At 67.3% G+C, this 25,408-nt stretch carries 24 protein-coding genes and 1 tRNA gene; 12 read left to right on the forward strand and 13 right to left on the reverse strand.

The window, feature by feature from the left end:
• Nucleotides 1-23: 23 nt before the first annotated feature.
• A complete protein-coding gene (locus FA702_RS11110; protein WP_136956197.1) occupies nt 24-1,814 on the reverse strand; it encodes a peptide MFS transporter in 1,791 nt (596 codons plus the stop codon).
• Nucleotides 1,815-2,075: 261 nt separating this feature from the next.
• Here FA702_RS11110 and FA702_RS11115 point away from each other — a divergent pair, with 261 nt between their 5' ends.
• From FA702_RS11115 to FA702_RS11145, 7 genes are all read left to right on the forward strand, one after another.
• Nucleotides 2,076-2,435: a GntR family transcriptional regulator gene (locus FA702_RS11115; RefSeq protein WP_136956198.1), complete on the forward strand. Its 360-nt coding sequence runs from the start codon at nt 2,076-2,078 to the stop codon at nt 2,433-2,435.
• 159 nt (nt 2,436-2,594) lie between these two features.
• Nucleotides 2,595-2,876, forward strand: a complete 282-nt coding sequence (locus tag FA702_RS11120; protein WP_124810079.1) for an integration host factor subunit beta — start codon at nt 2,595-2,597, stop codon at nt 2,874-2,876.
• A 143-nt stretch (nt 2,877-3,019) separates the two neighbouring features.
• Nucleotides 3,020-3,104: transfer RNA gene (locus tag FA702_RS11125), tRNA-Leu, on the forward strand.
• Nucleotides 3,105-3,272: 168 nt separating this feature from the next.
• Nucleotides 3,273-3,950, forward strand: a complete 678-nt coding sequence (locus FA702_RS11130; protein WP_255504534.1) for a PilZ domain-containing protein — start codon at nt 3,273-3,275, stop codon at nt 3,948-3,950.
• 102 nt (nt 3,951-4,052) lie between these two features.
• The gene (locus FA702_RS11135; protein WP_370385464.1) at nt 4,053-5,696 is read left to right on the forward strand and encodes an NAD(P)/FAD-dependent oxidoreductase; all 1,644 of its coding nucleotides are present in this window, start codon (nt 4,053-4,055) and stop codon (nt 5,694-5,696) included.
• Nucleotides 5,697-5,740: 44 nt separating this feature from the next.
• Nucleotides 5,741-6,154 (forward strand): GtrA family protein, encoded by a 414-nt coding sequence (locus tag FA702_RS11140; protein WP_136956200.1) that lies wholly within the window; start codon nt 5,741-5,743, stop codon nt 6,152-6,154.
• Entirely contained in the window at nt 6,151-7,995 is a 1,845-nt protein-coding gene (locus FA702_RS11145) for a hypothetical protein (RefSeq protein WP_255504535.1), read from the forward strand. Before FA702_RS11140 ends, FA702_RS11145 begins: the two co-directional genes overlap by 4 nt.
• On the opposite strand, the gene FA702_RS11150 is transcribed toward FA702_RS11145, so the two are convergent.
• From FA702_RS11150 to xseA, 5 genes are all read right to left on the reverse strand, one after another.
• The gene (locus FA702_RS11150) at nt 7,996-9,921 is read right to left on the reverse strand and encodes a tetratricopeptide repeat-containing sulfotransferase family protein (protein WP_255504536.1); all 1,926 of its coding nucleotides are present in this window, start codon (nt 9,919-9,921) and stop codon (nt 7,996-7,998) included.
• A 211-nt stretch (nt 9,922-10,132) separates the two neighbouring features.
• A complete protein-coding gene (locus FA702_RS11155) occupies nt 10,133-13,180 on the reverse strand; it encodes a TonB-dependent receptor domain-containing protein (protein ID WP_136956202.1) in 3,048 nt (1,015 codons plus the stop codon).
• Between the two features lie 343 nt (nt 13,181-13,523).
• On the reverse strand, nt 13,524-14,465 hold the full coding sequence (locus FA702_RS11160) for a M23 family metallopeptidase (RefSeq protein WP_255504537.1): 942 nt from the start codon (nt 14,463-14,465) through the stop codon (nt 13,524-13,526).
• A 13-nt stretch (nt 14,466-14,478) separates the two neighbouring features.
• A complete protein-coding gene (locus FA702_RS11165) occupies nt 14,479-14,682 on the reverse strand; it encodes a DUF2093 domain-containing protein (protein WP_124810069.1) in 204 nt (67 codons plus the stop codon).
• Between the two features lie 27 nt (nt 14,683-14,709).
• Nucleotides 14,710-16,212: an exodeoxyribonuclease VII large subunit gene (xseA, locus tag FA702_RS11170; RefSeq protein WP_136956203.1), complete on the reverse strand. Its 1,503-nt coding sequence runs from the start codon at nt 16,210-16,212 to the stop codon at nt 14,710-14,712.
• Between xseA and purD the strand changes: the two genes are divergently transcribed.
• Together purD and FA702_RS11180 are read left to right on the forward strand one after the other, a co-directional pair.
• On the forward strand, nt 16,211-17,521 hold the full coding sequence (gene purD, locus FA702_RS11175; RefSeq protein ID WP_136956204.1) for a phosphoribosylamine--glycine ligase: 1,311 nt from the start codon (nt 16,211-16,213) through the stop codon (nt 17,519-17,521). The two genes, xseA and purD, sit on opposite strands and share 2 nt — an antisense overlap.
• Complete coding sequence (locus tag FA702_RS11180) at nt 17,508-18,425, forward strand: hypothetical protein (protein ID WP_136956205.1); 918 nt, start codon at nt 17,508-17,510, stop codon at nt 18,423-18,425. The genes purD and FA702_RS11180 overlap by 14 nt, the downstream gene beginning before the upstream one ends.
• Nucleotides 18,426-18,460: 35 nt before the next feature.
• Here FA702_RS11180 and FA702_RS11185 read toward each other — a convergent pair whose 3' ends face one another.
• Complete coding sequence (locus FA702_RS11185; RefSeq protein WP_136956206.1) at nt 18,461-19,456, reverse strand: adenosine kinase; 996 nt, start codon at nt 19,454-19,456, stop codon at nt 18,461-18,463.
• A gap of 160 nt (nt 19,457-19,616) precedes the next feature.
• Here FA702_RS11185 and FA702_RS11190 point away from each other — a divergent pair, with 160 nt between their 5' ends.
• Together FA702_RS11190 and FA702_RS11195 are read left to right on the forward strand one after the other, a co-directional pair.
• Nucleotides 19,617-20,321 (forward strand): EI24 domain-containing protein, encoded by a 705-nt coding sequence (locus FA702_RS11190; RefSeq protein ID WP_136956207.1) that lies wholly within the window; start codon nt 19,617-19,619, stop codon nt 20,319-20,321.
• Nucleotides 20,311-20,712, forward strand: coding sequence for a hypothetical protein (locus FA702_RS11195; RefSeq protein WP_136956208.1), 402 nt, complete (start codon nt 20,311-20,313; stop codon nt 20,710-20,712). Before FA702_RS11190 ends, FA702_RS11195 begins: the two co-directional genes overlap by 11 nt.
• 10 nt (nt 20,713-20,722) lie before the next feature.
• Here FA702_RS11195 and FA702_RS11200 read toward each other — a convergent pair whose 3' ends face one another.
• On the reverse strand, nt 20,723-21,166 hold the full coding sequence (locus FA702_RS11200; RefSeq protein ID WP_124811303.1) for an Rrf2 family transcriptional regulator: 444 nt from the start codon (nt 21,164-21,166) through the stop codon (nt 20,723-20,725).
• Nucleotides 21,167-21,252: 86 nt separating this feature from the next.
• On the opposite strand from FA702_RS11200, the gene FA702_RS11205 reads away from it, so the two are divergent.
• Entirely contained in the window at nt 21,253-21,714 is a 462-nt protein-coding gene (locus FA702_RS11205; RefSeq protein ID WP_136956209.1) for a globin domain-containing protein, read from the forward strand.
• 69 nt (nt 21,715-21,783) lie between these two features.
• Here FA702_RS11205 and FA702_RS11210 read toward each other — a convergent pair whose 3' ends face one another.
• From FA702_RS11210 to FA702_RS11230, 5 genes are all read right to left on the reverse strand, one after another.
• A complete protein-coding gene (locus tag FA702_RS11210; protein ID WP_255504538.1) occupies nt 21,784-22,962 on the reverse strand; it encodes a trans-acting enoyl reductase family protein in 1,179 nt (392 codons plus the stop codon).
• A gap of 96 nt (nt 22,963-23,058) precedes the next feature.
• Nucleotides 23,059-23,613, reverse strand: coding sequence for a dCTP deaminase (gene dcd, locus FA702_RS11215; RefSeq protein ID WP_124811301.1), 555 nt, complete (start codon nt 23,611-23,613; stop codon nt 23,059-23,061).
• 39 nt (nt 23,614-23,652) lie between these two features.
• Nucleotides 23,653-24,102, reverse strand: coding sequence for a cytidine deaminase (locus tag FA702_RS11220; protein WP_136956210.1), 450 nt, complete (start codon nt 24,100-24,102; stop codon nt 23,653-23,655).
• On the reverse strand, nt 24,099-24,794 hold the full coding sequence (locus FA702_RS11225; RefSeq protein WP_136956211.1) for a glycoside hydrolase family 25 protein: 696 nt from the start codon (nt 24,792-24,794) through the stop codon (nt 24,099-24,101). The genes FA702_RS11220 and FA702_RS11225 overlap by 4 nt, the downstream gene beginning before the upstream one ends.
• A 29-nt stretch (nt 24,795-24,823) precedes the next feature.
• Nucleotides 24,824-25,306 (reverse strand): UPF0262 family protein, encoded by a 483-nt coding sequence (locus tag FA702_RS11230; RefSeq protein ID WP_136956212.1) that lies wholly within the window; start codon nt 25,304-25,306, stop codon nt 24,824-24,826.
• Nucleotides 25,307-25,408: the final 102 nt, after the last annotated feature.

Consider the following 25,408-nt stretch of genomic DNA (forward strand, 5'->3'; position numbering starts at 1 on the left):
CCCACCGTTTTCCCCACTGTCCCTTACTGCACCCCGTGCATCAGCCGCTTGAGCGGCACGGCCAGCAGCAGCAGGACCACACCGATGATCACCGCGGCCCAGCCGATCGTGCTGAACACCGCCGTATAGGTATCGAGGCTGACCTTCAGGTTGGTCACCTGCCCGCCCACGGTTTCCACGCTGGCCACCTGCGCGACAATGCCTGCCACGTATTGCGCCACCGAAATCGACAGGAACCAGACGCCCATCATCAGGCCGACGATCCGCGCCAGCGAAAGCTTGGTGATCATGCTGAGACCGACCGGCGAAATGCACAGTTCCGAGATCGAATGGATGAGATAGAGCCCGGCCAGCCACCACACCGCGACCTTGTAGTCCGGCCCCACGAACCGCGTGCCCCAGACAAGGAACAGGAAGCCCGCGCCCACGCCAGCCAGCGCGATGCCGAACTTCACCGGAATGCTCGGCTCCAGCCCGCGCGCCGCAAGGCTCGTCCACAGGATCGACATCACCGGCGCCAGCGCGACGATGAAGAAGGCGTTGAAGAACTGCGTCTGCCCGGCGGAAATCGAGAACCACCCGAAGATCGAAAGATCGGTGTTGCGGTCGGCGAACAGCGTCAGCGACGATCCCGCCTGTTCGAACAGGGTCCAGAACACCGTGTTGAACACGATCAGGACCATGGCGGCGACCATCATCTGGAACTCGACGCGGTTGCCGGTTTTCCACGCATAGCCAAGGATCACCGGCACAGCGAGAATGAACGTGCCGAACAGCAACTTGCCCATCAGCGGCAGGGCCATGACATAGGCCAGGATGCCCGCTTCGCCGGCTTCCACCGGCTTGGCCGCCATCAGGTTCTGGAACAGGAACAGGGCCACCGGCACGGCCAGCACCGCGCCGATGTAGATCGCCAGCGACCGGTCCTTCACGCCCGCCGGCGGCTCGCCATAGCCGCGCAGCCGCCCGCCATCGAACTGGATCAGGCTCCACGAGAACACCATGCCCACCGCGGCAAGGCCGAAGCCCGCCCACCAGCCGACGGTATCGGCCAGCAGCGGACACAGGAGCTGCGAGAACAGCGAACCGAGGTTGATGCCCATGTAGAAGATCGTGAACCCGGCATCGCGGCGGCGATCGCCCTTGGCGTAGAGTTCGCCGACCATGGTCGAGATGTTCGGCTTGAAGAACCCGTTGCCGACCGTGACGAGCGAAAGGCCGAGCAAGAGCAGCAGCGTGAACAGCGGCGAACGCTCGCCGCTCGCCTCGAACCCGCCCTTCGCCACCGACCGCGCGACCGTGCCGTCCGCCGCCAGCAGCGAGACGGTTCCATCCTCGTTGCCCCGGATCAACAGCTTGTCGGGGCCGCTCACGAGGTAGCGCTTCTCGGTTCCGGTGCTGGTCGGGCGGTCCACCGCGTTCTCGGTCACGACCTCGTAGCGCTGCCCGTCGATCAGGGCGTGCGGCTTTGCCGTTTCACCGCCAAAGCACAGCACGAAATAGCCCAGCGCCATCATCAGCGCCCCGAACTTCACCGAGCGCTTCGACCCGAGATAGCGGTCGGCGATCAGCCCCCCCACCAGCGGGGTGAGATAGACCAGCGCGGTGAAGCCGCCGTAGAGGCCGTTGGTGGTGCTGTCGCTGAACAGGAAGTGCTTGGTGAGGTAGAGCGTCAGCAGCGCCCGCATGCCGTAGTAGCCGAACCGTTCCCACATCTCGGTGGTGAACAGGCGGGCGAGCTGGCGGGGATGGCCGAACCATCCAGTATCCGCCGAACCGGGAGCGGCCTGCGCCGCATCATGCGAAACTGTCATCGGGGCAATGCTCTCCACCTACCATCGAGACGCCGGTCGCGGAGCCGCGCCGGCATCGTCCATAGGCGCGCAAACTAGCGTCAAATGCTGGCAAGAGAAGAAACTAATCGCGCCCGAAACCAGTTCGAAACGATCATGCGGCGCGCAACCGGCGGCATCCCGCGCACACCCGCGCAAATCGCGCCGGCACGACATAAAATTGCGCGTTAAGCCGGTCGCATACCATTTGCGCGCCAAGCTGTATTATGCCACTAGATCACCATGAGCATGGCCAGCCGCCCCGTCTATCTCAAGCTGCGCGACCAGATCGCCGCGGCCATTATCGAAGGCCGCTACCCCGATGGCGCCATGCTGCCTTCCGTGCGCGCCTTTGCCGCCGAGCAGGGCGCCAACCCGCTGACGGTGGCCAAGGCCTATCAGCAGTTCCAGGATGAAGGGCTGGTCCATGTGCAGCGCGGAATCGGCATGTTCGTCGCTCCGGGCGCGGCGCGAATCCTGCTCGAACGCGAACGGCAGGCCTTCCTGAGCGACGAATGGCCCCACATCGCCACCCGAATCCGGCGGTTAGGCCTGAATGCGGACGCCTTATTGCACGAAAACGGCCTTGAATCGGTCAAATAGCACCATTTCGCAACGGTTCCCTCACAATCGATAGATTGTGCGGCATCGCGCTGTCTGGCAAAATCCCCGACCACGTCATCGATGGGGGTCGATATGACGCGGGAAAGCGGTTTCGCTTTCTTCTTGGGGATGCCTTCATGGCATCGGCGGAGGGTAGGTATGATCAGGTCTGAATTGCTGCAGGAGCTGGGGCGCGAAAGCCCCGGTCTGCGTGCCGAGGAAATCGAGCGGGTCGTCGACGTGTTTTTCGACGAGATCGCCAAGCGCCTTGCCGAAGGCGGCCGCGTGGAACTGCGCGGTTTCGGCGCCTTTTCCACGCGCGAGCGCGAAGCCCGCAAGGGCCGCAATCCGCGCACGGGCGAAGCGGTGGACGTGCCGGACAAGCGCGTGCCCTATTTCAAGCCCGGCAAAGAAATGCGCCAGCGCCTTAACGCGGACTGACTGGCCGGTCGGGATGCAGCACGGTCCGGCGCGCGATCCGGCGGCGCCGGGCCGGCTTCCCGCAAACCAATCCTCCCGAACATAATCGGCGGACTGCATTGCGGCGGTGATGCCGTTGTGCCAATCGCTCCATCACCCATTCGGCGGACGTGGCGGAATGGTAGACGCAGGGGACTTAAAATCCCTTGGGCATAGCCCGTGCGGGTTCGAGTCCCGCTGTCCGCACCATTTCCGAGATATTTCATCCGCCTAGGTAATCGTGCGGACGAAATTATCTGGCGTCGAGCCGCGTCATGGTAACCGCCCGGAAAGACTTTGCACGCTATTGAACTCATCGGTCGGGGCGTGTGTGCGCCCGGCCCGAATACCAACAGATAGCGTACAAGGGGACAGGGCTTGGCCCAGGAACACGATCTGCCGACGCCACCGCGTCAGGACATGCAGACTCTGCCTGCCGGCGCCGAACTGCGCGCCGCCCCCCGCTTCACGCTGCTGATCCGCGCCGCCAAGCTGATCGCCGATGGCCGCGAATTCCTGTGCATCATCCGCGACGCATCGGCCACCGGCCTCAAGGTCCGCCTGTTCACGCCGCTGCCCGAACACAAATCGCTGCTGGTCGAACTGGGCAGTGGCGAACGCTACCCGATCGAAGTGGTCTGGACCGCCGACGACCACGTCGGCGTGCGCTTCGTGGAAGCCATCGACGTCGAACGGCTGCTCCACGAGAACCAGGGCATCCACGCCAAGCGGCAGGTGCGGCTGCGCATCGCGCTTGAAGGCCTGCTCTATTCGGGCGGGGAAACGGTCCCGGTTTCGTTCGACAACATCTCGCAGCAGGGCGCGCGCATCGAAAGCGAGAAGTGGCTGCTCATCAACGAGCTGGTGCGGATCGAAACGAGCGCGTTGCCGCCGATCTACGCAAAGGTCCGCTGGCGCAATCATCCGCATTACGGCCTGCTGTTCGAGCAGACCTTCAAGCTTGATGAACTGGCGCGCATTTCCGCCACGCTGCAGCCGGCCCCGGATGCGCAGCAGGCCCCGGATAGCGGCGATTCGGCCAGCCGCGCGGGTTGAAAATAGCGCGGCGATTCCTCCCGTTTCGGCGAGGTCGTTAACCACCCCTTAGCCAATTTCCTTCATCTCCTGTGGCAGACAAAACCGCGTGGACGGGGAAATATGATGGTTAACGCAGGGTGCTCTTCGGTTGAATCGAGCCAGCAATACGATGTCGATGTCGCGATCATCGGTGCCGGTCCCGCTGGCCTCACCGCCGGATACCTTCTTTCCAAGCAGGGCTACAGCGTGGCCGTGATCGAAAAGGACACGCGCTACGTCGGCGGCATCAGCCGCACCGTCGAGCACGACGGCTATCGCTTCGACATCGGCGGGCACCGCTTCTTCTCGAAGAGCAAGCAGGTGGTCGACCTGTGGAACGAGATCCTGCCCGACGACTTCATCCAGCGCCCGCGCATGAGCCGCATCTACTACGAGGGCAAGTTCTACAGCTATCCGCTGCGCGCGTTCGAGGCGCTGTGGAACCTTGGCATCGTGCGCTCCACGCTGTGCATGGCTAGCTTCGCCAAGGCCAAGGCGTTCCCGAAGAAGGCCGTCAAGAGCTTCGAGGACTGGACCACCAACCAGTTCGGCTGGAAGCTCTATTCGATCTTCTTCAAGACCTATACCGAGAAGGTCTGGGGCATGCCCTGTGACGAGATGAGCGCCGACTGGGCCGCCCAGCGCATCAAGGGCCTGTCTCTGGGCGCGGCGGTGCTCGATGGCCTCAAGCGCAGCCTGGGGCTGAACAAGCGGCCGAATGACGGCATGCAGACCAAGACCCTGCTCGAAACGTTCCGCTATCCGCGCCTTGGCCCCGGCATGATGTGGGAAGCCGCGCGCGACAAGGTGATCGCCGCCGGCAGTCATGTGCTGATGGGCCACGCGATGAAGCAGCTGGCCAGCGATGGCCAGGGTGGCTGGCGCCTTTCCGCCACTCGCGTCGATGCCGATGGCACGATCCAGGGCGAAACGCTGATCCGCGCGCGCCATGCGATCAGTTCCGCACCGATGCGCGAACTGGCCACGCGCCTGCACCCGTTGCCCGCCACCACGCTGGAGGCCAACCGGCTGCGCTATCGCGATTTCCTCACCGTCGCCCTGAAGATCCGTTCGGAAGACCTCTTCCCCGACAACTGGATCTACATCCACGACAGCAAGGTAAAAGTCGGCCGCATCCAGAACTTCCGTTCGTGGTCGCCCGAGATGGTGCCGGACGAAACGGTCGCCTGCGTGGGTCTCGAATACTTCTGCTTCGAAGGCGATGACCTCTGGGCCTCGTCGGACGAGGCGCTGGTCGAACTGGCGACGAAGGAAATGGCCATCCTTGGCCTGGTCCGTCCCGAACAGGTCATCGGCGGCGTGGTCGTGCGCCAGGAAAAGGCCTATCCGGTCTATGACGACGAATATGCCGCCAACGTCGCCGCGATGCGGGCCGAACTGGAAGCGGCCTATCCCACGCTGCACCTTGTGGGCCGCAACGGGATGCACCGTTACAACAACCAGGATCACGCGATGATGACCGCGATGCTCACGGTCGAAAACATCATCGCCGAACGCCGTGTCTATGACATCTGGTGCGTTAACGAGGACGCCGAATACCACGAGGCGGGCGACGAAGGCGAACAGCAGGCGCTGCCCGCCGGCCGCGCGCCGCTGAGCGAGGATCAGGCCGCCGCGCTCGCATCGGTGCGTGATGTGCCGGAACGCATCCCCGCCACTGCGGAAGCACCCGTCTCGGGCAAGCCCGGCCGCCGCGCCGCCTGATCGCCCCGTCCTGTTCGCCGCGCCCGCCTGAAGGATCGCCATCGATGACCGAGGTCGTGCTTCCGCTGTTCCATCGCCTGCGGCAGGCAACGCTGGTGCGTTACCTGCTGGCCAGCATCGGCGCGCTGGCGGTGGATATGGGATGTTTCCTGGCCCTGCTCGAAGCCGGCCTTCCCGCCATTGCGGCTTCGGCCATCGGTTATACCTTCGGCATCGCGGCTCACTGGCTGCTCTCCAGCCGCAAGGTCTTCGCCGATCAGGTGGCGCTTTCCGGCCCGGCCCGCACCCGCCAGAAGGCCATGTTCGTGGTTTCCGCGCTAATCGGACTGGGGCTCACGACCGTCATCGTGGGTCTGTTCAGCGCTGTTGGCATTGATCCGCGCGTGGCGAAGGTCACCGCGATCGTCGCCAGCTTCGCCACGACGTGGATATTGCGCAAGCGAGTCGTCTTCCGGTGAACGGAGCGGGTTTCAACGCCGCTATCCCTGGCCGGGGCCTGTCACCGGCCGCGGGCGCGGTCCGTGGCGGAACAGCGGCGGGCGGGACGTCGGGTTTCGGCTGGCCCACCGTGGTTCGCGCCGTGCTGGTCTGGCTGGTGCTCTGCATCATCCTGTTCACCGCCACACGCACCGCGATCGCGACGATGCGCTTCGCCGATCCCGACGATGCGCTGCGCCTGCTGGAAGTGCGCGATCTGCTGGGCGGGCAGAACTGGTTCGACGTCCACCAATATCGCGTCGCCGCGCCCGAAGGCGTGCCGATGCACTGGTCGCGGCTGGTCGATATACCGATTGCCGGCCTGATCCTGCTGCTGCGCCCGCTGGTGGGCGCCGCTGGAGCAGAGACGGTCGCACTGGTCGCCGTGCCGTTGCTGACGCTGCTCTGCGCGCTGCTGCTGATCGCGCGCCTCGCCGTGCGGCTGTTCGATCAGGAAGTGGCCGGCATCGCCTGCCTGGTCGGCGCGATCGCGAGCCCCGTGCTGTTCCAGTTCATGCCGATGCGCATCGATCACCACGGCTGGCAGATCGTGCTGGCGCTGCTGGCGTTCAACGGCCTGACCGCGCGCGATGCGCTGCGCGGGGGCACGGTGATCGGCCTCGCGCTGGCGGCGCAACTGGCGATCTCGATCGAAGGACTACCGGTCGCCGCGCTGTTCCTCGGCGTGTGCGCGCTGCGCGGCCTGCGCAATCCGGGCGAACGCCACGCCTGGCTGGCCCATGCCGCCACCGCGCTGGCGCTCGGCTCGATCGCCCTGTTCCTCGGTACGCGCGGCCTGCTTGATCCGGTCAACCATTGCGATGCGATATCGCCGGTGCACGTTGCCGTGTTCGCCTGGGGCGCCATCGGCGCGAACGCGCTGCGCCTGGCCGCGCCGCGCGCGCTGGCGGTGCAGATCGGCGCGCTGGCGGTGATCGGCGCGGGCGCGCTGAGCCTGTTGCTGCTGGTCGCCCCGCAATGCGGCACCGGCGCGTTCGCGGAAATGGACCCCGTTGTCCGCAAATACTGGTACAGCGCGGTCAAGGAAGGCCTGCCGGTGTGGAACATGCCACCGCTCAACGCGGTGACGATGATCTTCACCCCGCTGTTCGGCCTGCTCGCGACGGCCTGGTACTGGCGCCGCGCGTCCTCCGCGCCGGAACGCCTGCTGTGGCTCGATCTGCTGCTGATCCTGCTGGGCGCCTATGGCGTCGGCCTGCTGGTCGCGCGCGCATCAGGCACGGCCTGCGTCTTCGCGGCGGTGCCGCTCACCGCGCTGGTGCGCGATGGCATCACCGCCCTGCGTACGCGCGGCATGTCCGCGCGCATTGCGGGTTACGCCGTGGCCGCCGTGGTGCTGCTGCCCGCGCTCCCTGTGTTCCTGTGGAACGCCCGGGGACCGGCCCGCCACGACGCGCCGCCCACGGCCTTCCACGTCACCCGCTGCCAGTACGCGCAAGCCGCGAGGGCGCTCGACAGGCTGCCCCCGACCGACCTGTTCGCGCCGCTCGACATTGGTCCCAATCTGCTGGTCTATTCACACCACCGCGTGATCGCCACCGGCCACCACCGCGGATCGGCGGCCATGCGCGACGTGATCGACGCCTTTATCGGCACGCCCGAACAAGCGCACGCGATCGTCCGTCGCCGCCACGCGACGATGGTCGTGCTCTGCCCCGACATCAACGAGCCGCAATATTACGCCGACGCCGCCCCCGACGGGCTTGCCGCGCGCCTGCTCAAGGGCAAGCCGCCCGCCTGGCTGCAACCTATCGATCCCGCGCCGGGTTCGCACTTGCGGTTCTGGCGCGTGGTGGACTGATCAGAGCGCGTAACCCAGCCGCTCGACCCAGGGCGCCAGCACCGGCAGCACGGGCTCCAGATGGGCGCGGTAGGAGCGCCAGCGTTCGCGCGAGCGGCTGTAGATCCCTTCCGTGACCTGCGCGTAGCTGGGCGTCCGGATATAGCCCCGCTCGCGTGCGGTTTTCTGGTGATCGAGCAGGCGATCGTCCCATTCCAGCCCCAGAAAGGCCAGCAGCGGCCGTAGCTGCCCTTCCAGGTCGTCCACCATATCCTCGTACCGCACCGTGTGGACGTTCAACGGGAGCACCTCGCGGCAGCGGAACCAGTGCTCCATCGTGGCGGCGTACATCCTGGCGGCGTTCTCTAAGGTCAGGAAGCTCGCCATCGCCTGCGTGATGCGGAAATTCTGCATCCAGCACGACAGCACGACGTCGCAGGGATGGCGCAACGCGAAGATGAAACGCGCGTCCGGGAACGCCCTGTGGATGAAGCCCGCACGAAGCCCGACGAGCGGATACTTGTCGATCAGGAGCTTGTCCGCCGGAAGCGGCGCGCTCTCTTCCGCCGCGCCGAAATAGGCATCCCGCAAGCGCTGGACATCGGCGGACGTCATCCCCGGGATACGCTGCAGATCACCCGCCGCATCCTCCAGCCGTGCCACCATCGGCTCTTCCTCGCGGACGTGGGCGCCGGCATGGCCCATCAGAATGGTGTCGAGCAGGGTCGTGCCGGATCGCAGGAACCCGCCCAGAAACGCCGGGGAGCGCCGCGCGTCGCTTACCGGCGCGTCCGTCCAGCTCGCGAACCAGGCAGGCGTAATGGCCGCGGTGCGTTCCTCGATGTAACGACAATGCTCGGTGCCATCGAATTGCGCGGCATCCGGATTTTGCGCCATCAGCGCATTCATTTCGGCAAAGCCGGCAAAGGCCTTGTCCCACTGGCCCAGGCGATCGGCGGCCTGGCCGATGAACTGGGCGCGAAGGACCGGATCGAGACTGTCGGTGACCGACCCTTCGATGCGCTCCAGCGCCTCGGCGAAATGCCCCTCGCGGCGGAGCAGCAGCGCTTCGATGTAGTCCAGGTCCGGCCCGGCCGCGATCTTGGCCCGCGCCTCGGCGACCAGCGCCCGCAGTTCATCCAGCCGGTTCTCCTGCTCCAGCAGGATGGCGAGGTTGAGGAAGGCCCGCGCCGAAGCCGGATCGAAACGCAGCGCCATGCGGAACGCCTGTTCGGCCTGCGCGCGCTGTTCCAGCGCGGAAAAGCACACCCCGATCATCACGAAAACCTGAGGATCGCGTTCGCCGAGCCTGGCCGCCTCAGCCAGTTGCTGCAGCGCCCGGTCATGCTGGTTGTAGCGGAGAAGCGATTTGCCCAGCTCGAACCGGATCGTGGCGTTATCGCCTTCTTCCGCGGCGGCCGCGTCGAATGCCCCCACCGCGGCTTCATGATTTCCCACGGCCGCATAGGCCCGGCCCAGATTCAGCAGGATCTGCGCCGATCGCGGCTTCATCGCCCGCGCGCGCTCCAGCACGATAACCGCATCGGCGGCGCGTCCGCATGCGTTGAGCGCGTTGGCGTAGTTGTTGAGCAGTTCCACATCGCGCGGAGACTGCCGGATCAGCCGGTCGTACTGGCGCAGGGCTTCGGCCGGATCGTTCAGCGCCCGGGCTATCTCGCCCATCAGGCGGCCGCCATCCGGCGTATCGGCAATGGGCGCGCACAAATCGCGCGCCACTCCGGCATCCCCCAGGTCGAGCGCGGCCCGCGCGGCGTTGAACCGCAGGTTGGGATTGTCGGGTCTGATCGTCAGCGCTTGCCGGAACTGCGCCAGCCCTTCGCTCACCCTTCCCATCTGGCACAGGACCACGCCGGCGAATTCGATCACGGCGGCATTGCCCGGATGCGCGCGTTGCGCTTGCGTCACCAGTTGCAGCGCCTTCGCCATGTCTCCTCTTTGAAAGGCCTGCGTCGCCTGCCCCATGATGTCGGATAGATTCAACATAGTGTCGCCGTTGATTGGTCTGGAGGGGGAACCGTAGGCATCCCCGCGCGTCCGATCCAGACCCATCTCGTGCCGGATCGCGGGCGGGGGGAATGGGCCAAACAAAAAGGGGCACGCTTGCGCGCGCCCCTTTCCGTTTGTCCCTTGGCTGCGATCAGTAGCGGATGCGCGCCGAAACGAAGAGACGACGGCCCACGACGTCGTACAGCGACGGGTCGGTGCCCGACTGCACGTTCGGCGCGTAGGTCGGCGGCTTGCGGTTGAACAGGTTGTTCGCACCGATCCGCAGGGTCAGCTGCTTGATTTCCACCTGCGCCGCGATGTCGACGTAGGCCACCGCGCCCGGGCCAGTGAACGATTCACCCGCGAACTGCACCGCCGCACGGTTCTTCATGCTGTCGATGTAGCGCACGCGCGTCGACAGCGTGACCGGCTTGAGCACCCAGTCGAGGTTCAGGTTGCCCCTGAACTTGGGGAAGCTCGTGCCGAGACCGGCGCCGAAGTAGCTGGCCGTGCCGGCGTAGTTGATCGTCACGCCAGGCAGTTCCTCGACCTTGTAGTCGAAGAGGTAGTTGGCGGTGAAGCCAACGTTCAGCTGCGAACCCGGCTTGGCGAAGTCGGTCGGCAGACGGTAGGCCGCCTGGAAGTCAAGACCCGAGGTCTTGATCTGGCCCTGGTTGATGTACTGGAAATAGCCGTTCGCATCACCGCCCAGCGAAGCCGGAACCGAGATGGCGCTGATGTCCGGCGTGCGCGACAGGCCGGAGCAGTACGGGCTGGCGGCGCTGAGCGTCGGGTTCTTGCCGAAGTAGTTGTAGCAAGCCGCGATGATGATGTTCGGATCCGGCGAGAAGATCGTGTCCTTCAGGCGGATGTTGTAATAATCGAGCGACGCGACGAAGCGGCCGCTGTTGAACACCACACCGGCGGTCCAGGTATCGGCCTTTTCGGGCTTGAGCCCGGTGTTGCCGGACGTACCCAAGAACGCCTGCGAACCCGGAGTCTGCACGTAGGACGCCGAGCTGACGCCCGTTCCCTGGCAAAGCGCCAGCGCAGCCGCGCCGCCGTTCTTGCGGAACGCCGTGGTGGCCGAGCAGGGGTCGAAGTACTGTGGGAACGAGCTGCCGCCCGAGAACAGTTCGCCGAAGTTCGGCGCGCGCACCGAGTGCTGGTACGAACCGCGCAGACGAACCTCATCGATCGGCTGCCAGGTCAGTTCGGCCTTGTAGGCGCTGGAATTCTGCGGCTTGCCGTTAACGCCGTTCTGGATGTCGTTGAACGCGCTGCGCGAATGACGATAGCCCAGCGAAAGTTCAAGCCGCTTGGCCCACGCCGCATCCGCCACCAGCGGAACCAGCACTTCGCCGAAGAAGTCGGTGAAGGTGTTGGTGCCGTGGTCCGGCGTCGCGGTGTTGAAGCCCGCGATCGGGCCGAACAGCGCGCCCGGATCGAACTTGTAGCTGAATTCGCGCCGTTCGACACCGACGTTGACCGCCAGGTCGCCCGCCGGAAGCTTCAGCACGTTGCCGGTGACGTAGCCCTGATAGATCTTCTGGGTGAAGTCGGTCTGGGTGCGGCCGGTCGCCGAAACGTAATCGGTGCAAGCCTGCGACAGCGGCTTGATGCCGAACGGATCGAAGCCACCCGCGCAGATGCTCTTGCCGCCATCGGCGGCTTCAAGCAGGGTCTGCACCTTCTGCACATCGACGTTGCCGCGCGCGCTCTGGTTGATCTTGGTGTGGCCGTAGCTGAAGTAGGCTTCATAGCGCCAGCCGGGCGCGAACTCGCCGCGCACGCCACCGAGGATCTGATAGACCTCGTTGGTGAAGTCCTGCTGACGCAGACCCGTGTCGAGGAAGCGCTTCGAGATGCGCACGCCTTCGGTCGCGCCCGATCCCGTCAGGTTCGGGTCATCGCCGGTACGCGAGGCCAGGATCGTGGCAAGGTCGGCCGGGATGAAGGGATTGGTAATCGGCGCGATCAGGCCAGTGATGGTCTTGCCGCAGGTTACCAGGTTCGACTTGGCGCGCGTCGCGATGGTTCCGCAGGGGTTCTCGATCGTGGTGCCGACGGGCGTGGGCGCCAGAGCGGTGGACGCATCGTACTTGGTGTAGTTGCCCTGCACGAACACGTCGACGGCCGGCGAGAACTCGTAGTGCGAGGTCACGAAGGCCGACTTGCGGTTCAGCGGCAGAACCAGCAGATTCAGGTAGTCGAAGTTGTACGAATAGAAATCGGGATAGAACAGCTGGTTCGCGGCCGCGCCGTCGCTGCCGTTGGCGGCGAAGCGATAGTTGGCGACATCGACCGGGCTGTTGAAGATACCACGGCCGATCAGCGTGCCGTCGTTGTTGAACATGATGTTGCTGGCGGTCGGCGACTGCGCGGCCGAAACGCCGTACTTGGCGAAGACCGAGTTGATCACGTTCTGATCAGGCAGATTCGTGCCGCTCGAAATGTAGCGCCCCATCGGCGGCGTGTTCGTGGTGGACGTCGCCTGCGAGGCGAACGTGCGCTGCGACTTCACCAGCTGTTCGCGCTCGGCGTACTCGACGGCGACCGCGATGTTGCCGCGGCCATCGCCGAAGTTCAGGCCGAAGGTGCCGCTGAGCTGCAGTTCGCGCGAATCAAGGTAGGGAACCGAGTTCGAGTAGGTCGCGCGCGCGTCGACACCGTGGAAATCGCGCTTCAGCACCATGTTCACGACACCGGCGATCGCGTCCGCGCCGTAAGCCGCGCCGGCACCGCCGGTCATGACGTCGATGCGGTCGATCAGCGACTGCGGAATGGTGTTGAGGTCGACCGTCTGGTCGCTCGACGACACCATGGCGCGGCGGCCGTTGATCAGCACCAGGTTGCGGTTGGCGCCCAGGCCGCGCAGGTTGATGTTGGCCTGGCCGTTGTTGCCCGGGTTGTTCGACGTGGTGGTGCCGGCCGGATTGACCTGCGGCAGGGTGTTCAGGAAGGTGTCGAGCGTGACATCGCCGTGTTCGGTGGTCTGGTCACCGGTGACGACCGCGATCGGGCTGTTCGCCTCAAGGTTGGGACGCGCGATGCGCGAACCCGTCACGATGATGGGCGCGCCGCCGCTGTCGCCTTCATCCGCCGCGGTTTGAGCCTGCGCGAAAGCAGGCGTTGCGACGAGCGCAAGACCCAGTGCGGCCGGCGCGACGCCTGCCCTGAGCATGGAAGTGGTTTTCATGATTGTTCAGCCCCTGATTCATTGGGCAGAACATGAATGCCTGCCCTTAAACTAGGCCCTGGGCAAAGCGAACGGAGAGTACCCCTTGCCCCGGATGGCTTGTGGGTGGCCAATTGCCCTAGCGCTGTAAAGGCGGCTCGCGGGGCGTGATTACGCTTTCCGTCTGCATGTAACTAAAGTGCCACACATTGTTACAAGTGGCTCAATTCTGCCGGATTCTGCAGCCCTCCCGCTGATGCAAGGATATGACATCCGTATCGCGTGCAACAATCGAAAATTCCAAACGAAACCATTTACGCGTAACAAGGGAAGCCTGGGTGGACGGTTGGGGCGTTCCGAGGCCCTACCCGCCGCTCGCCACGAACAGCAGCGGATCGAGCCGGCGGTCCTTCCACTTGATGCTCCAGTGGAGGTGCGGCCCCGTGGCGCGGCCGGTCATGCCGACGAGGCCCAGCACCTGCCCCTGCCGCACCACGTCGCCCTGTTTCACCATCAGCCGCGCGCTGTGGAGGAAGGCGCTGTTGAGGCCCATGCCGTGATCGATCATCAGCAGATTGCCTTCCAGCGTGAACGGCGCCTGCGCCGCCAGGATCACCACGCCATCGGCCGGGGCGACGAAGGGCGTGCCCCCGCCCGGCGCGATGTCCAACCCCGAATGGTAGGCGCCCGGTTCGCCGCGATAGATGCGCTGCGAGCCGAACCGCCCGGAAATCCGCCCGCGCACCGGCCAGATGAAATCCTGGGCCCACCCCTGCGCGCCCGTGTCCATGGCGCGCGCCGCGTTGATCTGCGCCAGTTCCAGCGGCCGGCGGCGCGCGAACTCGGCACTCGGCGCGGTGCCGGGCCGCTTGCCCACCGCGACATGCTCGATCTGCCAGGCGCGCGGCGCGATCGCCAGCGGGGCGGAAATCTGCCGGCCGTCCGCCAGCGTCGCCGTCAGGACGGCGGATGCGCCGGCGTCGCGATCGAACGCCGCCAGGAACCGGCCGTCCGGCGCGATGGCCAGCGGCTGCCCGTCCAGTGCGAGCGCGCGCGTTCCACGTGGAACGCTGCCGCGCAGCCAGCCACCCTGCGTCAGCTCGCCGGACAGCGCGAAACCGTTGAGCGTGAGGCTGTTCGCGGCGGACCTGGCCGGTCCGGCCGAAACCGGAGGGGGAACGCTGGAAGCTGTGGGCACGAGCAAAGCGCGATCCTGCGCGTCGGCACCCCCGCAGACCGCGAGCGCACCAAGCGTACCCACGCCAGCAAGCGCGCGCAGCCGCGCCATTACCCGTGAACGCGGCATGGGATGCGGGGCCTCAGCCCTCGCCCAGCAGACGGCGCGTGGCGATTTCGGGCGTGGCATAGGCTTCCTGGCGCTCCACGCTCCAGTAGCGCAGCACGTCGAGCGGGATCTGTTCGCCGCTGACGGCGCAGACCACATGATCGCCGGCCGAAAGCTGGCGGAAACCGTTGGGCAGGAAGTGCAGGCGCGCGGCGCGTCCGGAAGGTGACATCAGCATGGCCACGATCCTACCCCCATGCCGCCGTCAAAGCAATTTGGGCTGGTTGCCCGTGTCGGTGGCCGGGCGCGCCCGTGCGGCAGCCCGTCCGGCGGGAGAGGACTGCGGAGCCGGAGACGGTGGAGCGGCGGGCGCGCCGCCCGTCGCCACATCCAGCACGCCATCCACGAATTGCAGCCGCAGCACGGGCTCGCCCGCCGCCACCGCGCGCGTCTTGACGAGGTGGCCGGCCGCGTCCGTCACCAGCACATAGCCACGGCGCAGCGGCGCTTTCGGGTCCAGTTGCAGGCGCAGCCGCTCCAGCGCGTCGACACGGCCGCGCGCCACCTCGATCCGGTGCAGCAGGCGCTCCGGCGGGAAGCGGAGCGTGGCGAGCCGCTCGCGCTCGCGATCGAGCCGGCGAGTGAGCAGCGCAGGGCGCAAGGCCCCGGCGTGGCGGGCAAGCGCAGCCCCCGCCAGTTCGGTGCGGTGCCCCAGCGCGCGGCGCAAGCGCTCGCCCAGATCGTCGAGCCGTTGCGCCTGCCCCTGCAGCAACGCCTGCGGAGGCGGCAGGCGGCCGCCGCGCTGCTCCAGCCGTTCGCGCGCGTGGGCCAACAGGCGCACCGTGGCGCGCCGCCGCCGCGCGTCGAGATCGGCGACGAGCGCGGCCAGCTCGCCATGCACCGGCACCGCCAGTTCGGCGGCGGCGGTGGGCGTGGGCGCGCGCAGGTCGGCCGCGAAATCGGCCAGCGTGGTATCCGTCTCGTGCCCCACGGCGCTGATCACGGGGATGGTCGAGCCGGCGATGGCACGCACCACCTCTTCCTCGTTGAAGCTCCACAGGTCCTCGATCGAGCCGCCCCCGCGTGCGACGATGACCAGATCGGGGCGCGGCACCGGCCCGCCCGGTTCCAGCGCCGAAAAGCCACGCACCGCCGCCGCGACCTGCTGCGCCGCGCCCTGCCCCTGCACCAGCACCGGCCAGACCACGACGCGGCTGGGGAAACGATCGCGCAGGCGGTGGAGGATGTCACGGATCACCGCGCCGGTGGGCGAGGTCACCACGCCGATCACGCGCGGCAGGTAAGGCAGTGCCCGCTTGCGGCGCGGATCGAACAGGCCTTCCGCTTCCAGCCGCGCCTTGAGCTTCGCCAGCAGCGCCAGCAACGCGCCCTCGCCGGCGATCTCCATCCGGTCGATCACGATCTGGTAGTTCGACCGGCCCGGATAGGTCGTGAGCTTGCCGGTGACGATCACTTCCACGCCGTCTTCGGGCAGGAACGACAGCCGCTGCGCGTTGCCGCGCCACATCACCCCATCAAGCCGCGCGTTCTCGTCCTTGAGCGCGCAATAGAGATGGCCCGATGCAGCGCGCTTCACGCCCGAAAGCTCGCCGCGCACGCGCACGAAGCCGAAGCGGTCCTCGACCGTGCGCTTCAATTGCGCGGAAATCTCGGACACGGACAGCGCCGCGGCGTTGTCGCCCGGCGTTTCCCTCGCTAACAGCCCGCCCGACGGATCGGCGTCATGAGGCGAAGAAGGGAAAGCCATGAATATCCTGCTGCTGGGTGGGGGTGGTCGCGAACATGCGCTCGCGTGGAAACTGGCCCAATCGCCGCGTCTGGGCAAGCTCTATGCGGCGCCGGGCAATCCCGGCATCGCCGAATACGCCGAACTGGTGGTGCTGGACCTTGCCGACCATGCCACCGTGATCGCCTTTTGCGAGGCGCGGGACATCGGCCTGGTCGTAGTCGGCCCCGAAGCGCCGCTGGTCGATGGCCTCGCCGACAGTCTGCGCGGCGCCGGCTTCTCCGTCTTCGGCCCGAGCAAGGCGGCGGCGCAGCTTGAAGGATCGAAGGGCTTCACCAAGGATCTGTGCACGCGGGCGAATATCCCCACGGCGGGATACGTCCGCGCCGGATCGCGCGAGGACGCGCTGGCGGCGCTGGCCCGCTTCACCGTGCCGGTGGTGATCAAGGCCGATGGTCTGGCCGCCGGCAAGGGCGTGGTCATCGCCGAAACCGTGGCGGAGGCCGAAGCGGCGATCGCCGACATGTTCGACGGCGGCTTCGGCGAGGCCGGCGCCGAAGTCGTGATCGAGGAATTCCTGGAGGGCGAGGAAGCCAGCTTCTTCGCGCTGACCGATGGCGCCACGATCGTCCCCTTCGCCTCGGCGCAGGACCACAAGCGCGTGGGCGATGGCGATACCGGCCCCAACACCGGCGGCATGGGCGCCTACAGCCCGGCGCGGGTGCTGACCCCGGCGCTGGAAGCGCAGGCGCTGACCGAGATCATCGCGCCCACGGTCAAGGCCATGGCCGATGAGGGCATGCCCTATTCAGGCGTGCTCTATGCCGGGCTGATGCTGACGAAGCAGGGACCGAAGCTGATCGAATACAACTGCCGTTTCGGCGATCCGGAATGCCAGGTGCTGATGATGCGGCTGGAAACCGATCTGGTCGAGCTGCTGTCCGCCTGCGCCGACAGCCGGCTGGCCGCGCTGGAACCGCCGCGCTTTTCCGCCGACGTGGCGATGACGGTGGTGATGGCTGCCGGGGGCTATCCGGGCACGCCGAAGAAGGGCGGCACGATCGGCGGACTGGCCGAAGCCGAGGCCGATGGCGCGCGCGTGTTCCATGCCGGCACCGCGTTGAACCCCGATGGCGCGCTGGTGGCGAATGGCGGGCGCGTGCTCAACGTCACCGCGCGGGGATCGACCGTGCGCGCCGCGCGCGATGCGGCCTATGCCGCGGTGGACCGGGTCGTCTTTCCCGACGGCTTCTGCCGCCGCGACATCGGCCAGAAGGAAATCGCGCGCGAGATCGAGCGCCAGAGCGGCGGGGGAAATGGGCAAGGCTGACGCGCTTCTCGCGGCGCTGATCCTGCCGGTATCGACGCTGGCGGCGGGCGCGCACGCCGCTACGGCCGATGCCGCGTTTGTCGGGCACTACTACCTGTCTGGCGTCATGGAGACAGGTTCAGAGCTGCTCCTGCGGCCCGATGGCACGTTTGCGTGGTACATATCCTATGGCGCGGTGGATCAGAGCGCGGAGGGCACCTGGCTTCGCGATGGCGATGCGGTGGTGCTGACCGCCCGCCAGCCCGACCGGTCCGCGCCGCTGTTCGCGCTGGGTGGCGTCGACGTATGGGATGCCGACGCGGAAAACCGCCTGCTTGGCCGCCTGCACGACGATGCCATTGCCGCGTGGGAAGAACGGTGCGGCAGCGCGGCGGAGGCGGTGACGGCGGTGGTGGCCCCGCTTGTCGATGACGCCGCCGCTACCGCCCCGGTCGAAGCACCCGCGCCCAAGGCCGATCCGGCGCCCGCGCCCGGCTGCGCACCGTCCGACGCGCCGACGGAACCGGCCGATGCAAGCACGCTGCCCCCCGATCGCTGGCAGGGCGGCATCGCCATCGCGGTCTTTGCCGAACAGAACGGCGAGCGCATTGGGGTGAGCCGGGTAACGGCCACGCTGACGTACGCGGACGGTGCCGTGGCGAAGGTCGAAACGCGCCGGGGATGGGCTTTCCTGCCGCGCAAGGCGGGATCGCGCGCGATCCGGCTGGACCTTTCCGCCGGGTTCGCCGAGGGCCGCGACACGAGCCTGCCCCTGCCCCCGACCGAACAGGGCGTGATCCGCATCGCGCTCGACGCGCGCCAGGTGATCCCGCCCGCTTTCACCACGCTGCGCCTGCGAATCGACGGGAAGGCGCTGATTCCCGACGCCTTCGGGCGCGGCCGCTATACCAGGCCGAGCGAATAGCCCGACCGTTCAAGACAACCGGCCAGCCCGGCGGTTCAGCCCATCCGCGCGGCGACGAGCTGCTTGAGGTCCGCTTCGGGCCGCGCGCCGTAGTGCGAGATCACTTCGGCGGCGCAGATCGCGCCCAGCCGCAGGCAATCCTCCAGCGAGCGTCCGCGCACGTGGCCGAACAGGAAGCCGGCGGCGAAGAGATCGCCCGCGCCGGTGGTGTCCACCACCTGCTCGATCGGTTCGGCGGGAACGTGGGCCTGCTCGCTGCCGCTCACCGCGTGCGCGCCCTTTTCGCTGCGCGTGACCACCACCGTCGGCACCTTCGCCGCGAGCGAGGCGATGCCTTCGTGGAAATCCGCAATGCCGGTCAGCGCCGCCAGTTCGTGTTCGTTGGCGAAGAGAATGTCGATCTGGCCCGCTTCGATCAGCGCGCGGAAATCGTCGCCGTGGCGCGCGATCACGAACGCGTCGGACAGTGTGAAGGCCACCTTGCGCCCGGCCGTACGCGCGGCGGCGATGGCGCGGCGCATGGCCTTGCGCGGCTCTTCCGGGTCCCACAGGTAGCCTTCGAGATAGAGCACCGCGGCATCGGCGATCACCGCTTCGTCCAGCGCTTCGGCGGGGAGGAACTGCGACGCGCCCAGAAACGTGTTCATCGTGCGCTGGCCATCGGGCGTTACGAAGATCAGGCAGCGCGCCGTCGGCGGCTCGCTTTCGCGCGCGGGCGTGGCGAAGGCGATGCCACCGGCGCGGATGTCGTGCGCGAACACCTCGCCCAGCTGGTCCTGCGCCACCTGGCCGATGAAGCCGCAGGTCGCCCCCAGCGCCGCCAGCCCGGCCAGCGTATTCGCCGCCGAACCGCCCGAAATCTCGCGCGCCGGCCCCATCGCGTCATAGAGTTCGCGCGCGCGATCGGCATCGACCAGCGTCATCCCGCCCTTGGCGAGGCCCAGCCGTTCGATATCCGCATCCTGCGCGGGGGCCATGACATCGACGATGGCATTGCCGATGGCGATTACGTCGGTAGCGGGAGCGGTCATCCGCAAGCTCCATGAATGAGGGGCCGATCGGGGAACGGCAGGCGGCGCGGCCCTAGCGGGCTGTTTGCCGCGCCGCAAGTGCGCTGACCCGGCGACAACAGAGGACGAGCGGTTCCGTCTCCCGGTTGACAGCCGCGCGCCGCCGGGCGATCCGGCGTCCATGCTTTCCGCTTTGGGGCTTTCCTTGGGCCAGCTTGCCGACCGGCGCATCCTGCGGGTGCTGGGGAAAAGCGCGCTCGTCACGCTCGCCCTGTTCGTGGTGCTGGGCGCGCTGGGCTGGTGGGGTCTCGACACGGCGTTCATCGCGTCCGGCCTGCGCGACGATCTGGCCAGCGGCACGCAGACCCTGCGCGTGCTGATCGCGGGCGTGATCGTGCTGATCGGGGTTTGGCTGCTGTTCCGGCTGGTGGCGATCGCGGTGGTCCAGTTCTTCGCGGACGAGGTCGTCGCAGCCGTGGAAGCGCGCCATTACCCCGCCCTCGCCGCCACGGCACGGCCGCTGGGCTGGCGCGCCGAAGCCCGGCAGGCGCTGCGCGGGCTGGTGCGATCGGTAATGTGGAACCTGGCCGCGCTGCCGGTTGCGGTGGTGCTGCTGGTCACCGGCCTTGGCCCGGCGCTGGTGTTCTTTGTGGTCAATGCCGTGCTGCTGGGGCGGGAACTGACCGACATGGTCCGGCTGCGCCACCGCGACGCCGCGGGAACCCCCGCCGCCCCGCCGCCCGCGTGGCAGCGGTTGCTGCTGGGCGGGACCGTGGCCGGATTGCTCGCCGTGCCTTTCCTCAACCTTGTCGCGCCGGTGATCGGCGCGGCGACGGCGACGCATCTGGTCCTGCGCCGCCATACTGGAGTTTCCGATGCGCCGTAATCAGGCCGTGCTTGTGACGACCCTGCTGCTCGCGGCCTGCGGCGGCGGAACCGGCGCGCAGATCAGCGGGACGGGCAAGGCCGCGACCATCCGCAGCGTCGGCCATCCGCCACCGCGCCCCGCCGCGCAGATCCAGACCGCGCCCGGCCTCGAATCGGTGATCGGCGCCGACGCGCAGCAGCTATCGCGCCTGTTCGGGCCGCCCCGGCTCGACATTCGCGAGGAAGACGCGCGCAAGCTGCAATGGTCGGGATCGGCCTGCATTCTCGACGTCTTCCTCTATCCCCCCGCGCAGGGCGGGCGGCAGACCGCGACCTATGTCGACGCGCGGCGCGGCGATGGCCGCGACGTCGATCGCGCCGCCTGCATCGCAGCGCTCAAGAAGCCCTGAGCGCAGGCCCCTAACCGCAAGGGCGCGCGGCAGGCTCCGCCACGCTCCACGGCGCGAAGGCCGGGGCGCCGGGGCGGGCGATGTCCGCCAGCGAATAGCGGTCGAGCACGGCGAGGAACGCCTCCAGCGCTTCGGCCAGAACGCCGCTCAGCGTGCAATCGGCGCGCAGCGCGCAGCGGGCGCAATCGGCCAGCTTCATGCCCCGTTCCAGCGCGCGCACCACCGCGCCCACGTTGATCCCGTCCGCCGGGCGCGCCAGGGCGATGCCGCCGCCGCGCCCGCGCAGGCTGCGGGCGAAGCCTTCGTGCACCAGCGCCTGCGCGACCTTGGCGACATGGTGGGGCGAAAGCCCCTGTTCGGCGGCAAAGGCCGGAACCGAAACGGCTTCGCCTTCTCGCCGGGCAAGCACGATCAACAGGCGCAGGCCGAAATCCGTATGCTGGGTCAGTTGCATCGTTCGATCATGTCGGATTTTCGCTTGCCCGAATCAAGCATTTCCAATACCGGTATTTTTAATACTTGTTTTAAGGAGATCCCGCCATGCGCACCGCTTCCGAACAGGCCAAGGCCATCGTCAAGGCCACGGCCCCCGTCATCGAAAAGCACGGCCTTGAGATCACCACCGCGATGTACGCGCGGCTGTTCCGAAATGCGGAAGTCGCAGCGATGTTCGACCAGGCCGCGCAGGACAGCGGCGAACAGCCGCGCCGGCTGGCCGGGGCGATCCTGGCCTATGCCCGGAACATCGACAAGCTGGGCAACCTTGGCCCGGCGGTGCAGCGGATGGTGACCAGGCACGTCGAAACCGGCGTCAAGGCGGAACACTATCCGCTGGTGGCCGAAGCCCTGCTGCCGGCGATCCGCGACGTGGTGGGCGCGGACGTGGCCACCGACGACGTGCTCGCCGCCTGGGGCGAAGCCTACTGGATGCTGGCCGACATCCTGATCGCGGCCGAAGCCCAGGCCTACGAGGAAGCCTCCACGCAAGTCTCCGCCGCATGACGCGGCGCGAGAGCCCGCCGTCCGCGATCCCCCTCAACAGCGGACGGCGGGCTTGATCGCCGGTGTCGCTCAGTCCTCCACCGCGAAGGCGATCTCGGCGTGCGCGCGCAACCGCGCCACCAGCGCTTCGCCCAGCAGCGCGCCCGGCGTGGCGATCCCGCCGTCCGCCGCGCAGGACAGCAGCGCGATGCCGGTTTCCGCCAGCATCCGGCTGGTGGAGCCATAGCCCGGATCGTAGCGCCCCTTGACGCCATAGCGGATCGTCCGCCCGTCGGGCATCTCGCCCACGAACAGCACGTCGTAGAAGCCGTTTTCGCGTTCTTCCTGCGACGGGCCTTCGCCCGGCTGCGGATCATCGGGCCGGCCGATCATCGGCGTGGTGGCGATATGCTCGGCCACGGCCTTCCCCTGGTCGCCGGGGCCTGTCAGGATCATTTCGTCATAGACGAAGTCCTGGCCATAGGGGTGCCCGAGCAACCGGTTGGTGCGGTGGACGTTCTTGGTGTTGATCGTCGCCATGATGAATGGCGCTTCCCACGATCCCAGCGTCTCATCGTATTGCGGCTTGTCGCCAGCGGGCTGCGGCGGCCCTTCGAAACCCGGCGTCAGGCCGAAGGCGCTGGTCATCCAGGGAATCAGTTCTGGATGCTGGCCCAGCGTGGCGAGCGTGGCCTTGAGGCTGGCCGCGGTTCCGCCCGAAGCGCCGCCCTTCATCCCCCGGACCCGCCCTTTCACGCGCGGCGAGGTCGCCCCGAAGCGGGCCACGGCCTCCTTTTGCAGCATCAGCACGCCCAGATCGAACGGGATCGAATCGAAGCCCGAGGAGAAGCTCACCCGCGCTCCGGTGCGCTTCGCTTCCGCGTCGTACTTGTCCACCATCTGGCGCATCCACACCGGCTCGCCGCACAAGTCGGCATAGTCGGTTCCCGCCGCGATGCAGGCGGCCAGCACCGGTTCGCCATAGAGCTGGTAGGGGCCGACCGTCGTCACCACCACGCGCGTCTGTTCCGCCATGGCCGTGAGGCTGGCGGGATCGCCGGCATCGGCCACGATCAGCGGCGTATTGATCGGCGCGTCGATCGCGTCGCGCACCTCGGCGAGCTTGCCGGCGCTGCGCCCGGCCATCGCCCAGCGCGGCCCTTCCTGTCCATAGGCCCGCGCTAGGTACTGCGCCACGAGCCGCCCGGTAAACCCGGTCGCGCCATAGACCACGATGTCGAACGGCCGATCCGCCCTGGCACCCATCATCCCATCCCCTTTTTCGGTTCGTTATGGGCGGGATGGTGATCGGCCCCGTTCCGGAAAGCAACAGGACAGTTGCCGCAGCGATTGCAGGCGCGGAGATTAAAGCCGGGGCAGGGTCACCCCGCGCTGGCCCATGTACTTCCCCGCGCGGTCGGCATAGCTGACCTCGCACGGCTCGTTCCCCTGCAGGAACAGGAACTGGCACGCGCCCTCGTTGGCGTAGATTTTGGCCGGGAGCGGCGTGGTGTTGGAGAATTCCAGCGTGACGTGGCCTTCCCAGCCTGGCTCCAGCGGGGTGACGTTCACGATGATGCCGCAGCGGGCATAAGTCGATTTGCCGAGGCAGATCACCAGCACATCGCGCGGCACGCGGAAATATTCGACCGTGCGGGCCAGCGCGAAGCTGTTGGGCGGGATCACGCAGACGTCGGTCTTGCGATCCACGAACGAGTTGGACGCAAAGTCCTTGGGGTCCACCACCGCCGAATCGACGTTGGTGAAGATCTTGAACTCGTCCGCCACGCGCGCGTCGTAGCCATAGGAGGACAGGCCATAGCTGATGCAGCCTTCCCGCCGCTGGCTTTCCACGAACGGCTCGATCATGCCCTCGCGCTGCGCCTTGTCGCGAATCCACTTGTCGGAAAGAATGGCCACGTTGATTCCCCGATAAATCCTGTTCAGGCCAAACTGCCTTTATACCAAACTGGCCGGACCGAAAGCATGCGGCAAGAGCGCCGAGAGCCGCACCTCGATCACGTCGCGCGTGCCCACGCACAGCACCAGCGGATCGGTGCCGCCCAGCGCGGCCAGTTCGTTGAGCACCTGCCGGCAGCGCCCGCACGGCGTGATCGCCGCGTCGACCGCTCCGCCGGCCCCGCCCATCACCGCCACCGCGACCAGACCGCCGCGCCGCCCGGCATGGCTGGCGATCGCGCAGGCAACCGTCTCGGCGCAGAGCGACAGGCCATAGCTGGCGTTCTCCACGTTCGCCCCGGTCACGATCGCGCCGTCCTCGAACAGCAGCGCCGCGCCGACGTGGAAGTCCGAATAGGGCGCATAGGCGGTATCGACCGCCGTCCGCGCGGCCGCGACCAGCGCCTCGCGCGCGCCGGGAGCAAGATCGGGCGACACAATGTTCGTCATGGCTGCACCGCCACCCAGCGCAACGGTCCCGGCGCGGCATCGGTGCGCAGGCGGCTCGTCGCCGTCCACATCACCCACGGCCGTTTGGCATAGCCCGGCACGAGGAGATCCTGGCGGACCCAGATGTTGCGATCGATCATGGCGGCGAGGTGATAGCGGCTTTCGAACCCGCGCGACAGCATCAGGATCGCCGGCTTGCCCGCGTGCATTTCCATCTGGTTGAGGAACGTCGTCAGCTCGCTCTGCAGGGCGGCTTCGCCCGGCGCATCGGGGCAGCTGCGCGAATCGATGTCGAGCACGACCGCCGGCGGCAGCAGCTTGGCGTCGCGCGGGACGGTGGTGACGAAATTGGCCGCCTGCGCATCAGCCGGGGCGCACAGGTCATAGACATGCACCGCGCCCACCTGCATCCCCTGCGCGCGCGCCGCGTCCAGCCCGGACGCGAAGGCGGCGTCGCGGCGTCCGGGGCCTTCGCTGGCCGTCAGATAGACGAAGTCGGCGCCGCGGGCGTGGAGGATGCGCCAGTCGACCGGTGCGTCATGCTCATCGATCCAGGCGCCTTGTACCGGATAGTGCGCGCGATCGGGCATCCAGGTGCGCGCCTTCCACCAGCCCAGGCCGATGGCGATCATCACGACCAGCAGCAATGCCGCCAGCCAGCGCCGCAGCGCCGTTTTCTTCGCCTTCGCCATGAAATCCGTATCCCGCGACCCCGGTCCCTCTAGCCCCTGATATGGAGGACGCAGATCAAGGTAAAGAGCCGGCGGGCCGTGGCGAAGTCCGTCTCCACCTTGCCGTCGAGCCGTTCCAGCAGCATTTCGGCCGCATCGTTGTGAACACCGCGCCGGGCCATGTCGATCGTCTCGATCTCCTGCGCGGTCGCCCGACGGATGGCCTGGTAGTACGAATCGCAGATCGCGAAATAGTCGCGGATCGGCCGGCGGAACCGCCCCAGACCGAGGATGATCGTTTCGAGCAGATTTTCCTGTTCGTCGGCGATGACCAGCGCCAGCCGCCCGTCCTCCACCGACAGGCGCAGGCGATAGGGACCGGTATGCCCGGCCTCGAACGCGCGGATCGGACGGAAGGTGTTTTCCTCGATCAGATCGAAGATCGCGATCCGGCGTTCCTGCTCGATATCGGCATTGCGCCAGAGGATCGTCGCCTCGTCGAGCTCGATATGCGAGATGCGCGGGTCCGCCATGGGGCAGGCTATTTCGCAGACGCGGCAAGGCGCGGCAAGAGATTTGCGCAGTCCACAGGCTGTGGGTAAATTCAGGCGGCATTCGGGCCACACCGCGTCTTG

The sequence above is a fragment of the Novosphingobium sp. EMRT-2 genome (genome assembly GCF_005145025.1).
In the GTDB taxonomy this organism is placed as follows: domain Bacteria; phylum Pseudomonadota; class Alphaproteobacteria; order Sphingomonadales; family Sphingomonadaceae; genus Novosphingobium.

Coding starts and splice junctions, on each gene's coding strand:
- FA702_RS11110 (WP_136956197.1), bottom strand. CDS start 1,814: ATGACAGTTTCGCATGATGCGGCGCAGGCCGCTCCCGGTTCGGCGGAT.
- FA702_RS11115 (WP_136956198.1), top strand. CDS start 2,076: ATGAGCATGGCCAGCCGCCCCGTCTATCTCAAGCTGCGCGACCAGATC.
- FA702_RS11120 (WP_124810079.1), top strand. CDS start 2,595: ATGATCAGGTCTGAATTGCTGCAGGAGCTGGGGCGCGAAAGCCCCGGT.
- FA702_RS11135 (WP_370385464.1), top strand. CDS start 4,053: ATGATGGTTAACGCAGGGTGCTCTTCGGTTGAATCGAGCCAGCAATAC.
- FA702_RS11140 (WP_136956200.1), top strand. CDS start 5,741: ATGACCGAGGTCGTGCTTCCGCTGTTCCATCGCCTGCGGCAGGCAACG.
- FA702_RS11150 (WP_255504536.1), bottom strand. CDS start 9,921: ATGGCGAAGGCGCTGCAACTGGTGACGCAAGCGCAACGCGCGCATCCG.
- FA702_RS11155 (WP_136956202.1), bottom strand. CDS start 13,180: ATGAAAACCACTTCCATGCTCAGGGCAGGCGTCGCGCCGGCCGCACTG.
- FA702_RS11160 (WP_255504537.1), bottom strand. CDS start 14,465: ATGCCGCGTTCACGGGTAATGGCGCGGCTGCGCGCGCTTGCTGGCGTG.
- FA702_RS11165 (WP_124810069.1), bottom strand. CDS start 14,682: ATGCTGATGTCACCTTCCGGACGCGCCGCGCGCCTGCACTTCCTGCCC.
- purD (WP_136956204.1), top strand. CDS start 16,211: ATGAATATCCTGCTGCTGGGTGGGGGTGGTCGCGAACATGCGCTCGCG.
- xseA (WP_136956203.1), bottom strand. CDS start 16,212: ATGGCTTTCCCTTCTTCGCCTCATGACGCCGATCCGTCGGGCGGGCTG.
- FA702_RS11180 (WP_136956205.1), top strand. CDS start 17,508: ATGGGCAAGGCTGACGCGCTTCTCGCGGCGCTGATCCTGCCGGTATCG.
- FA702_RS11185 (WP_136956206.1), bottom strand. CDS start 19,456: ATGACCGCTCCCGCTACCGACGTAATCGCCATCGGCAATGCCATCGTC.
- FA702_RS11190 (WP_136956207.1), top strand. CDS start 19,617: ATGCTTTCCGCTTTGGGGCTTTCCTTGGGCCAGCTTGCCGACCGGCGC.
- FA702_RS11195 (WP_136956208.1), top strand. CDS start 20,311: ATGCGCCGTAATCAGGCCGTGCTTGTGACGACCCTGCTGCTCGCGGCC.
- FA702_RS11200 (WP_124811303.1), bottom strand. CDS start 21,166: ATGCAACTGACCCAGCATACGGATTTCGGCCTGCGCCTGTTGATCGTG.
- FA702_RS11205 (WP_136956209.1), top strand. CDS start 21,253: ATGCGCACCGCTTCCGAACAGGCCAAGGCCATCGTCAAGGCCACGGCC.
- FA702_RS11210 (WP_255504538.1), bottom strand. CDS start 22,962: ATGATGGGTGCCAGGGCGGATCGGCCGTTCGACATCGTGGTCTATGGC.
- FA702_RS11220 (WP_136956210.1), bottom strand. CDS start 24,102: ATGACGAACATTGTGTCGCCCGATCTTGCTCCCGGCGCGCGCGAGGCG.
- FA702_RS11225 (WP_136956211.1), bottom strand. CDS start 24,794: ATGGCGAAGGCGAAGAAAACGGCGCTGCGGCGCTGGCTGGCGGCATTG.
- FA702_RS11230 (WP_136956212.1), bottom strand. CDS start 25,306: ATGGCGGACCCGCGCATCTCGCATATCGAGCTCGACGAGGCGACGATC.